Genomic DNA, 15,041 nt, shown 5'->3' with positions numbered 1-15,041 from the left:
AAATTTACTTTAGTAAACTACTTTTTTGTAAAATGAAGCCGATTGCCTATTGCATATTCTACTTGATCGGGAGCGAAGACATGATGGGTAACGCGTATGGTTTTTTTATCTTTAGTAAGTTCACTTAGTGGATTACTATAATCCTGAATTGTATTACAGAAAGTATAGATAGTTGTATAGGTGGATTCTTTAAAAAAGAAGGCTAAATCCAAACTTTTAACTAAAGAATTATCATATTGCTGGTAAAAAAGTAGCTTCTTTGCAATACCATTTAGATCTTCTCGGATAAAAAGCACATCATCAAGAATAAAATAGGTAATCTTAGGAGGATCCAAACCTTTATTAAGCTTTCCTATCGCTTTATTAAGTGCTTGAAGTGTATTAAATTTAAACACCAACTTAAATTTGAGCATCTTTTCATTATAGGTTACATCTACGTGGCTAATACCCTCTATTTTTTCAAATTTTGCACTAGCATTACTAAATGCTTTATAACCAATAGCTTTGGTTATATCTTTATAATTTTTATTTAAGTATTTAATAACCGAAATTAAATGACTGGTCTTCGTTAAATCTACTTCAATGCTAAATTGACCAGATCCATCTTCATTAAAATGTCCTCTTTCTATAAAATCTACTCCTAAAGCAAAGCTATTAGAGATAGATTGAAAAAAAAAGAACAACACAAAAACTATAAACCTTGCTTTTTGGGGCTGGATCGGCATAAAGAATAAAAAAATAAAAATAAAAAATAGCTGGCGTTTATATCGAAAAGTTCATCTACATCGACAGTTATATATAAATATATTATTGCTATTAAACAATAGCTATTATTTTATTTACAACCTACAAACCACGAAAAGTACACACATAATACTGGATCAGTTGAAATGACTCAAATGTATGGAATTTTACAAAATTTATTTTGATCTATGACAAGGCAAGCCATCATCTAGCCTCTATTGAACTTAACGGATGGCGCATTAAGCCTATCATTTAGAGGTGTAGATTATACCAATTTTTTTTATCTATTTGAATAGAGGCCAATATTTGTCAGTTGTTTTGTATAAATTAGGAAGCTATTGACGTCACAAAGTAGATGAATGACTTCAAACAAACTATAATGTATTATTTGGATCCCGGTCAATCATTCTATACGGTTGGTTTATGGTATATAAAAAAGATACTACTAAGATAACCCAAAGCATATCATCATGAACACCTTAAAAAAAAAGGTTTTAGAAGCTTTACGTAAAGTAGATGACCCCGATTTAAAGCAGGATCTAGTTTCATTGGGTATGGTCGATCACCTTGATATAAATGGTTCTACCATTTCTTTTACGATTATACTGACTACCCCAGCTTGTCCATTACAAGAAGTAATCAGACAGGCATGTATACAAGCCATTCGTAAAGCTGTAACGAGTGATTTTGAAATCAGCATTCAGTTTACCTCAAAAGTTACTTCAGGGCGTTCCAAATGCGCTATATTACCTGGTGTCAAAAATATTATTGCCGTTGCTTCTGGTAAGGGGGGCGTTGGCAAATCTACAATTGCTACCCATTTGGCTCTGGCGTTATCCAACCATGGTGCGGATGTAGGATTGTTAGATGCAGATATATTTGGACCATCTATTCCGACGATGTGGGGTTGCCAAACCACTAAACCAACTGTAGGCAAAGAGGCGGGGAAAAACTTTATTATACCTATAAGTCGCCATAATGTGAAATTGCTTTCTATTGGGTTTTTATCCAATATGGAAGAGGCTATTGTATGGCGTGGGCCCATGGCCAGTGCTGCTTTTAAGCAATTATTACAAGATGCAAATTGGGGTGTATTAGACTATTTATTAATTGACCTACCCCCTGGTACCAGCGATATTCACCTTACTTTGGTACAAAGTGTTTCTATTACAGGGGCAGTAGTGGTTACTACACCACAAAAAATCGCATTAATAGATGCCATAAAGGCGATTGCTATGTTTAAAAAGGAACAGATCAAAGTGCCTATACTGGGATTGATAGAAAATATGTCGTACTTCTCAACAGAAAAAATAGATGGGACCCACCTCTATCATATTTTTGGAAAAAATGGAGGCACGCTACTGGCAAAACAAGCATCCATACCTTTTTTAGGCCAAATTCCATTGCTTCCTATGATCTGCCAACAGGGAGATGTAGGCGTCCTATCTGGGCAAACGATCGAGCCTTTTAACAAAATTGCGGAAAGACTAGCACAACAAGTAGCCATCCAAAATGCTACCTATCCTTGTTCAACCAATGGTGTTAACTGAATGCTATTCATTTTATGCTTCCTCTATAATTTTATACAATTACAATAGAGTCTTTACAGGAAGCTACAATAGGCTTGGTGCATTTCAATTTGTTGCTTAAATTTAAAGTAACATTGGTCTACATATTTAAATAGCCGTTTAGCTAAGCTTTAGATATTGCATTCCAAGGTTGTGAAAAATGATTATCAGCCAAGACAAGCTAACTAGCATCGCTATGCAAGCACCTACTGACCTATTTCGACAGGAATGTATTTTTTGTCAAATCATAACTGGGCAAGCACCTTGTCATAAAATATGGGAAGGGATAGATTATATGGCTTTTTTATCCATATTTCCCAATACAAAGGGGTTTACAGTGGTAATACCTAAACGCCACTTGACTAGCTATATTTTTGATCATGATCTAGAAGAGATCAATGGGTTAATGGCAGCAGCTAAACAGGTATCCAACCTATTGGTTCATAAGTTCCCAACCGTTGCTAGAACAGCTCTTATATATGAAGGATATGGTGTAAACCACTTACATGCCAAATTAATCCCTCTGCATGGCACCAAGGATGGTACGTGGAAGAAGGCTTCTTCCACGATCAAAACCAAATTTGATCAATACCCTGGTTACGTTTCTTCTCATGATGCACCGCGGGAGTCAGATGAAAAATTAGCAGAAATAGCTAATTTTTTAAAAAATTAGTATTTGTTAGAAGCAACAATGATACATTATGAAGAAAACTGCCTACCACATACTTTTAACGAACTATGTTAAAAAACAAATTTTTCGTCGCACATTCCCCATCAAATCAAAATTTTCTTCGCATGAAAAGTATTGAGTTCATTTATTTTTTCTTTTTATAATTTTTGAAATGTTTTATTGTGTTTGGTTAAGCTCTATAATAGATTAAGCACTTCATCCATTATTTGTAAACCAATATTTTTTATCTTTTTCCCAAAAAGGACAATCCGGCCCTCTAAAAAACCATACATTTGTTTTTAAGCCATAAATAGTCGGCCCTGAAATACCATATAATTATTTGTTAATCAGCAAATAAATGGTTAAATTTATATATGGTTAATAACCAGTTTTTAGGTTGTTTTGTATAAAAAGCTTGCAAAATAAGGATGAAATCTAAGAAAATAAATAATAGCCTTGAGCGTTTGTTTGAGCAACGCTTATCTAGTTTTCTCAACCCGAAACATCCATTATTCCAGTTATCTGATTCGATTCCTTTTCACTCCTTAGCATCAGATTTAGACCGCGGTTTTAGCTATGGACCTGGTCAACCTCCTTTGCCTATTCGTTTAATTATAGGTCTTCTCATTATCAGTCATATGTATAATATTTCTGATGAACAAGTAGTGGTTAGATGGGTAGAAAACCCTTATTGGCAATACTTTTGTGGATATGATTATTTTCAGTTTAAGATGCCTTGTAACCCCAGTTCATTGACCCGTTGGCGCCATAGATTAGGTCAAGAAGGTCTCAATAAGTATTTTATCTATGACTATAGACTTAGCGACTAAAAAAAAAGTAGTGACCCGAAAAGAACTTGAAAAAGTTATAGCTGATACTACTGTAATGGAGAAAAATATCTGTTACCCAACTGACTCTTCTTTGCTTAATAAATCCAGAGAAAAATTGGTCAGTATAGCCAAGAAAACAGGTATTAAACTGCGTCAAACTTATCAGCGTTTAGGTCTATCTATCAAACGTAAAGTTGATTGCTATGCTCATGCTAAACAGTATAAACGTTTATCTAAAGGCATTAAAACATTAAAAACCTATCTTGGTAGAGTAGTCAGAGATGTAGAACGTTCTATACAATCCTCTGATGATCTAATACGGAATCAATTTACCAATCTACTATCTATAAGTAAAAAACTTATAAACCAATCAAAAAAAGTAAAGATAAAATTTATAGCATCCATGAACCATCCGTCTACTGTGTAAGTAAAGGTAAGTCTAAACATCCTTATGAGTTTGGTTGCAAGGTACAATTTACAGTAACGACATAAAAAAGGTTTAAATTGTTTCTAACAGAAGCAATACATCCTAATGCTTACGATGGCCATACTTTGCAGAAGAGTTTATTACAAGCCGAGCAATTATCTGGTACCAAAGTAAAGTATGCTTTTGTAGATAAAGCCTACCGGGGTAATAATATACCTGTTAACGTGAGTTTCGGATTAGACTTATTGTAAACCAGTTGTATATATATTATCTATAGCCGGTTTTTTCTCTTTTAGTGAATAAGCTGTAATACCAGCTATTAAATTGACAATAAAATTAGGTATACTTCTATGCCTGGAGTGTTCTATCTGACTAATATTTTTAAGTCTGATCGATAATGGTTTCAATGATAGATCTCTTTCGAAGCATTAGCCTATCCCAGATAGGCATGAAAGCATTTTTCTATATTTTTTCTTGATTTGAGTAATCAGTTCTATGCCTTTTCCCATAAGTTTTTCAAATAATTCTTTACTCAAGTAGCCTTTATCAGCAAATACTTTTCCGATCAAATTTTTACATAAGTTTTCTACTGGCCATCTATCATTGGACTTACCTGTAGTAAGAGAAAAATTCATAATTTCTCCTAAATCATTGACAATCAAGTTTAATTTGATTCCGTAAAACCATCCAGTAGTAGTTTTACCTTTACTAGCAATTGTCTTAAATACTTTATGAGCATAAGCTCTTTTTATATTACAAACCTTTATAGCGGTTGAATCCATAAAATAACAGCCTGTTCTCGTTTTAGAAAGACTTTGAGAAAAAAAGTAAAATGGAACTACTGTTCTTTGAACTAGGGATATAAATCTACTATAGCTTACTAACTTGCAAAAGTCATTAGAATGAAATTAGTTGTAAATGAATATAATACAACTTAAAATTACTTAAAGCCAATTACATGAAAAGCAATTAATATTGTCTATTATTTCGCTCAAAGTCAGTGAACATGTTCTAGTAGGTTTTCTATCTGAAGTAGGTAACAAATGTGATTCCATATAAGGCATAAATTTTATAAGAAATTCATCAACAGCGTAATATATTTCAACTAATTTTGATACATTCATATCCGGCTCCTTTGGTTTTTATGATTATTTTTCAATCCCACAAATTTAAAACACAAAGGAGCTTTTTATACTCTTTTCTTAATTTCTAATCCAAAACTGACGTATATAAATTCCGACATCTTGTTGAAAATATGTTTCTCAAAATTAAGCAATGGAGAGGAATCTCCACTAGGTATGCAAAAAACACAGCATCATTCTTGGCAGCTGTCCAAATTAGATGTATCCATCTATGGGCTAACTTCTTATGACGACACTATATAGGGCTATAAATCTAGTATAACTTACTAAATTTCTAAACTCACTTGCATGAAATTGCTGTAAATGAAGATAATACATCTTAAAATTTCTAAACCCAATTACATGAAAAGCAATTAATATGGTCATTATTTCGCTCAAAGTCAGTGAGCATATTCTAGTGGGTTTCCTCTCAGAGGTAGTTAGAAACTTTTTTCCATATAAGGCATAAATTTTATAAGAAATTCATCAACAACGTAATATATTTCAACTAATTTTGATACATTCATAAGTGGCTCCTTTGGTTTTTATGGTTATTTTTCAATCCCTCAAATTTAAAACACAAAGGAGCTTTTTTAAATCCTTTTTTTACTGTCTAATCCAGAACTCACGTTATAAAACATTATGAATCAGTAGAAAATAATTAAATAAGCAAATATTTTCTGGTGCGGAATATGAGTTATATGTAATCATTTATAAATTTAAAACCATAGGTTCATCAAAAAAGTATGTTTTTATAATATTGATTATCAGACTTTTGTTTCATACCCATGGAGTGATGTATAGTCACATAGTTTATGATAAAAATTAAAAGTCCGTTGGAATGGTCTCAGATTGTATGGAGCCTTTTGTATTCATTATATTTTTAACGCAGATGGTGTCTTATACAGTTGAAAAAAAGCCAACAATGGCCTAAATTAGGGGGAAAATGGTTTCGTAGTTCAACGGATAGAATAGAAGTTTCCTAAACTTTTGATGCAGGTTCGATTCCTGCCGAGACCACCCTATATAGTGGCCTGAAAAAGAAAGTCGTATAGAAGCTTTGATGATCGTTATGACGCTATGTCTAATGGTCTATAGCTTTAGTGAGCTTTGGTTACATCAATCTTTGATACAGCATAAGGCTACTGTTCCTAATAAACTCAAAAAACCAACAAAAAAGTCAGCTGTGATATGAATATCTCGTCTATTTTGTGATATTCATGAACTGCACCTAAAACATGAAGGATATATAAAAAGTATCTGATTAATACAAAGGATGTAGCTAAACAGCTTATAGGCTTTTTTTGGGGGGAGAAGAAGCGATGGCTATTTAGTCGGCCCTGAAATATTATTTTTGAATAAATTTATTGAATGGATCTTTTTTTACAATATTTATGGTTTAGCAGGCGCTCTATTTTTCCTACCCAAGATATAGGTATAACTGGTTTTGGATTAAGAATTTTAATTATATAGGTTTTAATTTATGTGATTGTGAGTGTGTTAAGAATAACTTTCTTGTAATCAGTCGTAGGTTATGAGCAATAGCACATAAAATAACGTTAAGTTTATCTCCTAGAATACCTTTCAAATAGTTAACAGATAATTTACCATCGGATTTCATATGACCAATATGCGGTTCAATAGAAGATCTTCTTTTTATTAGCTTTTTTTAGTAGCAGGCGTTATTCCCCTTTTTAGTAACCACTTATAAATATATTACTATTCACTAACAGGTATATTATTACCCCGGTAGGCTTTATCTACAAAAGCATACTTTACTTTGGTACCAGATAATTGCTCGGCTTGTAATAAACTCTTCTGCAAAGTATGGCCATCGTAAGCATTAGGATGTATTGCTTCTGTTGAAACAATTAAACCTTTTTTATGCGTTACTGTAAATTGTACCTTGCAACCAAACTCATAAGGATGTTTAGACTTACCTTTACTTACACAGTAGACGGATGGTTCATGGATGCTATAAATTTTATCTTTACTTTTTTTGATTGGTTTATAAGTTTTTTACTTATAGATAGTAGATTGGTAAATTGATTCCGTATTAGATCATCAGAGGATTGTATAGAACGTTCTACATCTCTGACTACTCTACCAAGATAGGTTTTTAATGTTTTAATGCCTTTAGATAAACGTTTATACTGTTTAGCATGAGCATAGCAATCAACTTTACGTTTGATAGATAGACCTAAACGCTGATAAGTTTGACGCAGTTTAATACCTGTTTTCTTGGCTATACTGACCAATTTTTCTCTGGATTTATTAAGCAAAGAAGAGTCAGTTGGGTAACGGATATTTTTCTCCATTACAGTAGTATCAGCTATAACTTTTTCTAAGTTCTTTTCGGGTCTACTACTTTTTTTTTTAGCGCTAAGTCTATAGTCATAGATAAAATCTTATTGAGACCTTCTTGACCTAATCTATGGCGCCAACGGGTCAATGAACTGGGGTTACAAGGCATCTTAAACTGAAAATAATCATATCCACAAAAGTATTGCCAATAAGGGTTTTCTACCCATCTAACCACTACTTGTTCATCAGAAATATTATACATATGACTGATAATGAGAAGACCTATAATTAAACGAATAGGCAAAGGAGGTTGACCAGGTCCATAGCTAAAACCGCGGTCTAAATCTGATGATAAGGAGTGAAAAGGAATCGAATCAGATAACTGGAATAATGGATGTTTCGGGTTGAGAAAACTAGATAAGCGTTGCTCAAACAAACGCTCAAGGCTATTATTTATTTTCTTAGATTTCATCCTTATTTTGCAAGCTTTTTATACAAAACAACCTAAAAACTGGTTATTAACCATATATAAATTTAACCATTTATTTGCTGATTAACAAATAATTATATGGTATTTCAGGGCCGACTAGATAGGTTGCAGTAATAATTTAACCACTTCTACATGACCTTCACGTGAGGCCAAATGAAGGGGAGTATTATCGTCAATAATATCTCTTTGATTGACGTCAATGTCTTTAGCTTCCAGTAATAATCTAACTACTTCTAAATAACCCTCACGTGAGGCCAAATGAAGAGGGGTGCTACCAAAGCAATCTTTTTGATTAATATCAATATCCTTAGCTTGTAATAACATTTTAACCACTTCTAGGTGACCTTCATCTGAGGCCAAATGAAGAGGGGTACTATCATACTTATCACTCTTGGAATTTACTTCAATGCTTTCTTTTTTTAGCAACGTTTTTACTAAATCTATATCACCATTTTTAGACGCTATATGTAGATCATTACTAATTTTTTTTCTAAAAAACGAATTTAAAGAGCTTATAAACTTTATTATGTTTTTATACATTTATTCCTTATTTAGATAGTCTCATAATATTGTAGCTTTACTGGCTTTGTCCCGTCTGTATTTGATTTTATATAGATTCCTCCTCCCTTTCCGTTGCCTTAAATTTCTTCTGGTTTTTTCAGTGCATTATAGTTTAAGCCATATATACTGTTTCCTTAATATCCTTGACCATAAGTTGTAAAGATTTATGACCTAAATAATAATTGTATCCTATGGTATAGGCTATAGCAAATGGCTTCCCAGTTGCAACAAGTGGAAAGTAGCTACCTAAGCCAAATCCTATGGCTTCATAGGACACTGAACAATCTGTTTGGTACAGTTCTAACTTAAGATGTTTTTCTTTTATTAAATAAAATTTACGCGCATAAACTTTCTCACTAGCAAATATGGGCGTAGCATTCCCTGGACCAAAAGGAGCCATTTGCATCAATATGTTTACAAATTTCTCAGTAATGGCCTGAAAAGGGATTAGGGCGTCAATGGGTTGTTGAGGGATTAACAAATCATCGGTTATGGTCTCTGATACTACTTTTTCAAATTGTTTCTGAAATTTAGCTACATGGGCTAGTGGCATGGTAAGACCTGCCGCAAAAGCATGTCCACCATATTGATCTAAAAGCCCACTACAGGCTGAAATGGCTTCATAGATATTATACCCAGATATGGAACGAGCAGAACCAGTAGCTTTACCATCAGAAAGTGTTAAAACCACGGTAGGCCTATAACATTGTTCAATGCAGCGGGAAGCTACAATACCAACAATACCTTTATGCCAATCTGGCTTAAAAAGCACATTACTCTTGCTTAGATGGGTTTTATTTTCTATCATGGCCAGGGCTTCTTGTGTAATGGTATGGTCAAGCGATTGGCGCAAGAGGTTTTGTTGATCAATAGACTGCGCTAAATGATAGGCTTTTACTAGATCCTGTTCGATAAGTAGCTGAACCGCCAAAGAAGCATGGCTCATACGTCCAGCTGCATTAATCCGCGGGCCTATTTTAAAAACAATATCTGAAATGGTAATGGTAGTAGTTAACCCTCCCAACTCTATTAATGCTTGTAGACCTGGACGAGGCTGAGTAGCCAATTGTTTGAGGCCAAAATAGGCTAAAATCCTATTTTCATCTACCAATGGGACTATGTCGCAAGCGGTACTAACTGCTACAAGGTCTAAGTAACCATAAAGGGTTGCAGATTTTAAGCCACAGTAGCTACAAAAGGCTTGTAATAGTTTAAAACCTATACCACAACCTGATAATTCTTTAAAAGGATAACAACAACCTGGTTGCTTGGGATTTAAAATTTCATACGCTAGTGGCAAAACATCTCCCACTTCATGGTGGTCACAAACGATCACATCCATGCCCCGTTCAACTGCTAGCGCAATCGGTCGATGGGCTTTTATACCACAGTCTAAGGTAACGATAAGTTTGATGCCATCTTGATGGGCTTTTTCTATCGCTTGCATGGAAACTCCATAGCCTTCCACTATACGATCTGGGACATAATAACTTACTGCTGCACCAGGCAATGTCTGAAGGAAACCATAGACCATAGCCACAGCTGTCGTACCATCTACATCATAGTCACCATAAATTAATATTTTTTCTTTTTTGGTTAAGGCTTGATGCAAACGGGCTACAGCACGTTCCATGCCTTGCATTAAAAAAGGATCATACAACTGTTCTAAAGCAGGACGAAAAAAATGCCTAGCTGCTTCAAAAGTTTCTATCTCTCTGTCTACTAAAACAGTTGAAATAGCAGAGGGCGTACCGAGTATTTTGTCCAAAGCTGCCACCTTATCATATGGCTTAAAAGACTGAATCACCCAACGTTTCTGCATACATGCAATAGCAATTAATCCATTTACAAAAAGGCTGATAAACGACTGGCTTCTTTAATAGCCAAACCACTACCATACAAAGAGGTTGAATATTTTTCTGCAATCTCTTGGTAGCAACGATAGCCATTTTCATATTGCTCATCTGCCTCAAAAGCAATGGCTGCTTTAACCAAATAACCAGGTGTATATACAGTGTTTGGCCTATAACGAGCGGCCTTTATATAATAGGCAGCTGCTTGTTTATAATTTTTTTGTTCACTGTAGCTATCACCGATTACAGACCAAGAACGGGCTTGTAAAATATAATCTTTGACCTTAAATCTACTTAAAAAAGAGCGGGCTTTTTCATATTCCTTTTGGTGCATGTAGGCAATTCCCGCATAAAAACAAGCTATATTGGCCGTTTTAGTATAAGGATATTGTTCAATGACTTCTAAAAAACCTTTATGACTTTCTTTACCTTTAAGCGCTTTATCAAAATCACCGGCTTCAAAATGATAGATTGCTTGAAAAATATCATCTTGTGCCTTTACATTGTTTCTTTCTCTTAGATAAAAAAATCCGAGCAAAGCGACAATAGAAAGAAAGGTCATGCAAAAGCCAATGACATACCATTTTCGTTTGTTACGCTTTAAAGATAGTGGGTTAGCCTTTGCTTTGTCATCTTCTAAGGGATTTCTAGGAATACTATTTATGTCTATTATTTTCATAGCATTTAATACTGAAGAAATGGATAGTCAATTTGTTTGTAAACGTAATGATAGGCAGTTGCTGGATCTGGAAAAGGAGATGTCTCAGCAAAAGCGACTGCTTGTGCAATCTGATCTTTGACCTTGCACTCAATCGCCTCTAATGTGGTTGTATCTGCCACTTTCTTTCCTAAGATCAATGCTTTAAGCTTAAGAATAGGATCTTGTTCTTTATAGGCTTCTACCTCTTTTTTAGTACGATAGCCAGCAGGATCAGACATAGAGTGGCCTTTATAACGATAGGTTACCAACTCCAGCAAGCTTGGTATACCGTTTCTAGCTTTTATAGCTGATTCTTCCACAGCACAGTGTACGGCTTCTACAGATAACCCATCTACGCGGGCTGCATCCATACCATAGCTGCTACCCAATCGATAGAGTTCCGTAACATTAGAACTTCGTTCTACTGAAGTACCCATTGCATATCCATTGTTTTCAATTACAAAAATAATGGGTAAACGATAGAGCATGGCCAAGTTAAAAGCTTCATGGATAGCACCTTGACGTACTGCACCATCACCCATATAGGTTATACAAAGATAACCTGTTTTTTTATATTGCTCAGCAAACGCAATACCAACTCCTAACGGCACTTGCCCACCAACAATACCGTGTCCACCTAAAAAGTGACAGGATTTATCGAAGATATGCATGGAGCCGCCATATCCTTTAGAAACACCAGTAGCTTTACCATAAAGTTCCGCCATTACATGGTCTGGACAACTCCCCAATGCAAGGGGATGGGCATGGTCACGGTAAGCCGTAATGTATTTATCTCCCTGGCGTAGTGCTGTAACCGCACCAGCTATGCAGGCCTCCTGTCCTGTATACAGGTGGCAAAATCCTCGAATTTTTTGCTGCCCATAAAGTTGGGCTGCCTTATCTTCAAATTTACGAATCAGCCACATGATCTTATACCATTTCTTGTAAAAATGGCAAAGATCTGCTGTGTCAATAGGGGATACTGTAGATGATGCTTTATCTATAGTTGATGAGACCATGGTCATACTTGATTGTAATCATTTGATATATTTTTGTGCTTTAGCAAACCGCTGTTGGTTTAACTTTGCTAAAAATTTAGAAGGATTGGTACTATAGTGGACCGAAAAACCCGGACAAGAAATCGTAGACTTTTTTCCGTGTTATTGCTCCTCTCTATTAAAAGTATCCTCTATACTAGATTTATAATATAGAAAAGAACGGTTAATGGATAATAACTTACACTGTCTTGCCTTAGGTAGATGAACAAGCTTGGATTCGACAAGACCCTTTTTACTTAATAAGTCCAAGCTCTTTAGCCTTCCCACCGCCCAATCTCTCTTAACTGTAGTTTTACCTAATGCCTTGGCTAAAGCATCATTTTCATCCTTAAGATGACTTATTTCATCTTTGTATACACTAACAACTTTGGATGGGTCAAAAGCCAAAGAGGCATTTTCCATAAACTGATGTTTCCAATTTTGAAGTGCTTTGGTTGTTACTCCATATTTGGATGATAACTCTACTAACGTTAATTCTTCTTTCAAGAAATCTAAGACTATTTTAGTCTTCTCTACTGAACTAAATTTTCTGACCTTTTTTCTTCCCATTTGATAAAATCCATCTTGAAACAGTAAAACTACTAAAATAGGAAACATTTTAACTCATTTCTTGTCCAGTTTTTTCGGTCCACTATAGAATCGAATCAGACAACTGGAATAAAGAATGTTTGGAGTTAAGAAAACTAGATAAGCGCTGCTCAAACAGACGAGCAAGACTATTATTTATTTTCTTAGATTTCATCCTTATTTTGCAAGTTTTTTATACAAAACAACTCTAAAACTGGTGATTAAATAATACAAATTTAGCAACTTATTTGCTGATTAACAAATAGTTATATAGTATTTCAGGGACGACTAATTCCTTGAGCAAGCCTCCTTGATCAAAAAGAGTAGATAAATCTACCCCTGAGGATAGAAGTACTTCTATAGCCTTGCTTATTCCGTCTTTTGGTGTCTTTTTCATTTCAATATTTATAAGTTTAAAGTTTAATATCTATACAAGATAGAAAGTCTTAAAAATATTTACACGTACGACACTTAAAGCAAAAGACTCTTATTTCTGTATAATCTAGATATGTTATTATTTTTATTTTGATAATCAGTATTAAATATATATATTATAGTTTATGTTAGATAATTCTAAATGAATTACTAGTAAAATTCCTAAAAATTTGTCTTAAAAATCAGTCCACTACTTTTTTTAACTAACATTTCTTAAAATCTAATCCTGAGCTCACGTTAATACAATTAATTTATTTACATTGATTACATAAACTACTTATAGAGCCGTTTTTGGTTGGTTCGTAGTTGAACGATCACTAGATGGTCTAAGCTAAGGCTTGGTTTAGGAAAATAGGTACCCCCCCTAAAAATGACTATAGTATAAATTAATAACTTATATGAAACCTATCACTTACTCAAAAAAAATTGTTTTAATTTTAGCATGGTATGGAATAATGGTTTTAAATGGAACCGCCTGTTTTAAATCAGTCGAAAAAAAATATTGGTCAGTCAATAGTAAAGCAGATCCTATTACGAAAGAGGCAAATGGTATCTCTGAAAAAGAGATAACTCCTAACAATTTCCTAGCTGATGCAATAGAAAAAGATAATCCCATCTACCCATATTCAGATGATAAAATCGTGGATCAAACTAGTGAAGAAGAAAATGTTATAGATCAATGTGAAAACAGTACCTATTGTAAACTACAACCATCTAATCTACCAATGGAAAATGATCCTATAGTTTCTATAATAGTTACAGATGATATTGTAAGGACAGACTCCACTGATAAAGAGGAATGGGCTGAGCAGATGGAAGATTTGATTAAAGAGAAAAGTCAAAAACAAACTTTACAGAACGAACAAATTCAACAAGATTAAGACGGAGAAAAGTTTATAAAAACTCTGATTTAGAGTATAAAAATACTCACTCTATATCTAATATATATAACTGGTTTACATTAACTCTAATCCAGAATTGACGTTAATAACGTGAGTTTCGGATTAGACTTATTGTAAACCAGTTGTATATATATTAGCTATAGCCGGTTTTTTCTCTTTTAGTGAATAAGCTGTAATACCAGCTATTAAATTGACAATAAAATTAGGTATACTTCTATGCCTGGAGTGTTCTATCTGACTAATATTTTTAAGCTGATCGATAATGGTTTCAATGATAGATCTCTTTCGAAGCATTAGCCTATCCCAGATAGGCATGAAAGCATTTTTCATATTTTTTCTGATTTGAGTAATCAGTTCTATGCCTTTTCCCATAAGTTTTTCAAATAATTCTTTACTCAAGTAGCCTTTATCAGCAAATACTTTTCCGATCAAATTTTTACATAGTCGGCCCTGAAATACCATATAATTATTTGTTAATCAGCAAATAAATAGGTTAAATTTATATATGGTTAATAACCAGTTTTTAGGTTGTTTTGTATAAAAAAGCTTGCAAAATAAGGATGAAATCTAAGAAAATAAATAATAGCCTTGAGCGTTTGTTTGAGCAACGCTTATCTAGTTTTCTCAACCCGAAACATCCATTATTCCAGTTATCTGATTCGATTCCTTTTCACTCCTTATCATCAGATTTAGACCGCGGTTTTAGCTATGGACCTGGTCAACCTCCTTTGCCTATTCGTTTAATTATAGGTCTTCTCATTATCAGTCATATGTATAATATTTCTGATGAACAAGTAGTGGTTAGATGGGT

General features: G+C 34.0%; 11 protein-coding genes, 1 tRNA gene and 7 pseudogenes. 8 read left to right on the top strand and 11 right to left on the bottom strand.

What is annotated here, in order from left to right; all coding sequences use genetic code 11:
* Window positions 1–17 precede the first annotated feature (17 nt).
* Window positions 18–686, bottom strand: coding sequence for a hypothetical protein (locus CHV_RS00075; protein WP_191321613.1), 669 nt, complete (start codon window positions 684–686; stop codon window positions 18–20).
* Between the two features lie 528 nt (window positions 687–1,214).
* Here CHV_RS00075 and CHV_RS00070 point away from each other — a divergent pair.
* The 3 genes and pseudogenes from CHV_RS00070 to CHV_RS05805 all read left to right on the top strand — a co-directional run.
* Complete coding sequence (locus CHV_RS00070; protein ID WP_034576247.1) at window positions 1,215–2,294, top strand: Mrp/NBP35 family ATP-binding protein; 1,080 nt, start codon at window positions 1,215–1,217, stop codon at window positions 2,292–2,294.
* 178 nt (window positions 2,295–2,472) lie between these two features.
* Window positions 2,473–2,985 carry an HIT family protein gene (locus CHV_RS00065; RefSeq protein WP_223245648.1) on the top strand — a complete coding sequence of 171 codons (513 nt, stop codon included), beginning with the start codon at window positions 2,473–2,475 and terminating at the stop codon, window positions 2,983–2,985.
* 425 nt (window positions 2,986–3,410) lie between these two features.
* Window positions 3,411–4,463, top strand: a pseudogene (locus CHV_RS05805) (IS5 family transposase); the annotation flags it as partial.
* A gap of 18 nt (window positions 4,464–4,481) precedes the next feature.
* On the opposite strand, the pseudogene CHV_RS05065 reads toward CHV_RS05805, so the two are convergent.
* Window positions 4,482–5,363 (bottom strand): annotated as a pseudogene (locus tag CHV_RS05065) (IS982 family transposase).
* A gap of 101 nt (window positions 5,364–5,464) precedes the next feature.
* On the opposite strand from CHV_RS05065, the pseudogene CHV_RS05500 reads away from it, so the two are divergent.
* Window positions 5,465–5,611: pseudogene (locus tag CHV_RS05500) on the top strand (IS5/IS1182 family transposase); the annotation flags it as partial.
* 10 nt (window positions 5,612–5,621) lie between these two features.
* On the opposite strand, the pseudogene CHV_RS05495 reads toward CHV_RS05500, so the two are convergent.
* A pseudogene (locus tag CHV_RS05495) lies at window positions 5,622–5,887 on the bottom strand (IS982 family transposase); the annotation flags it as partial.
* Between the two features lie 421 nt (window positions 5,888–6,308).
* Between CHV_RS05495 and CHV_RS00050 the strand changes: the two are divergent.
* Both CHV_RS00050 and CHV_RS05490 read left to right on the top strand, forming a co-directional pair.
* Window positions 6,309–6,380, top strand: a tRNA-Arg gene (locus CHV_RS00050).
* Window positions 6,381–6,396: 16 nt separating this feature from the next.
* Window positions 6,397–6,704: pseudogene (locus CHV_RS05490) on the top strand (hypothetical protein); the annotation flags it as partial.
* Between the two features lie 20 nt (window positions 6,705–6,724).
* On the opposite strand, the pseudogene CHV_RS05060 reads toward CHV_RS05490, so the two are convergent.
* The 7 genes and pseudogenes from CHV_RS05060 to CHV_RS05485 all read right to left on the bottom strand — a co-directional run bounded on the left by CHV_RS05060 (window position 6,725) and on the right by CHV_RS05485 (window position 13,290).
* Window positions 6,725–8,136 (bottom strand): annotated as a pseudogene (locus CHV_RS05060) (IS5 family transposase).
* Between the two features lie 114 nt (window positions 8,137–8,250).
* Entirely contained in the window at window positions 8,251–8,694 is a 444-nt protein-coding gene (locus CHV_RS00040) for an ankyrin repeat domain-containing protein (RefSeq protein ID WP_051602093.1), read from the bottom strand.
* A gap of 133 nt (window positions 8,695–8,827) precedes the next feature.
* Window positions 8,828–10,537, bottom strand: coding sequence for a single-stranded-DNA-specific exonuclease RecJ (gene recJ / locus CHV_RS00035; RefSeq protein ID WP_034576246.1), 1,710 nt, complete (start codon window positions 10,535–10,537; stop codon window positions 8,828–8,830).
* Window positions 10,538–10,560: 23 nt separating this feature from the next.
* Complete coding sequence (locus CHV_RS00030) at window positions 10,561–11,247, bottom strand: tetratricopeptide repeat protein (RefSeq protein ID WP_051602092.1); 687 nt, start codon at window positions 11,245–11,247, stop codon at window positions 10,561–10,563.
* Window positions 11,248–11,252: 5 nt separating this feature from the next.
* A complete protein-coding gene (pdhA, locus tag CHV_RS00025) occupies window positions 11,253–12,287 on the bottom strand; it encodes a pyruvate dehydrogenase (acetyl-transferring) E1 component subunit alpha (protein ID WP_034576992.1) in 1,035 nt (344 codons plus the stop codon).
* Window positions 12,288–12,428: 141 nt separating this feature from the next.
* Entirely contained in the window at window positions 12,429–12,923 is a 495-nt protein-coding gene (locus CHV_RS00020; protein WP_223245647.1) for a transposase, read from the bottom strand.
* Window positions 12,924–13,137: 214 nt separating this feature from the next.
* A complete protein-coding gene (locus CHV_RS05485) occupies window positions 13,138–13,290 on the bottom strand; it encodes a hypothetical protein (protein WP_156933577.1) in 153 nt (50 codons plus the stop codon).
* 436 nt (window positions 13,291–13,726) lie between these two features.
* Between CHV_RS05485 and CHV_RS00015 the strand changes: the two genes are divergently transcribed.
* The gene (locus CHV_RS00015) at window positions 13,727–14,209 is read left to right on the top strand and encodes a hypothetical protein (protein WP_034576245.1); all 483 of its coding nucleotides are present in this window, start codon (window positions 13,727–13,729) and stop codon (window positions 14,207–14,209) included.
* A 129-nt stretch (window positions 14,210–14,338) separates the two neighbouring features.
* Here CHV_RS00015 and CHV_RS00010 read toward each other — a convergent pair.
* Window positions 14,339–14,674 (bottom strand): annotated as a pseudogene (locus CHV_RS00010) (transposase); the annotation flags it as partial.
* Window positions 14,675–14,790: 116 nt separating this feature from the next.
* On the opposite strand from CHV_RS00010, the gene CHV_RS00005 reads away from it, so the two are divergent.
* On the top strand, window positions 14,791–15,041 hold a 251-nt coding region (locus tag CHV_RS00005), incomplete at its 3' end, for a transposase (RefSeq protein WP_191321612.1).

Source organism: Cardinium endosymbiont cBtQ1 of Bemisia tabaci (assembly GCF_000689375.1).
Taxonomy (GTDB): Bacteria; Bacteroidota; Bacteroidia; order Cytophagales; family Amoebophilaceae; genus Cardinium.
Note: the sequence above shows the minus strand (reverse complement) of the source record. Positions and strands in the feature narration are given on the sequence as shown.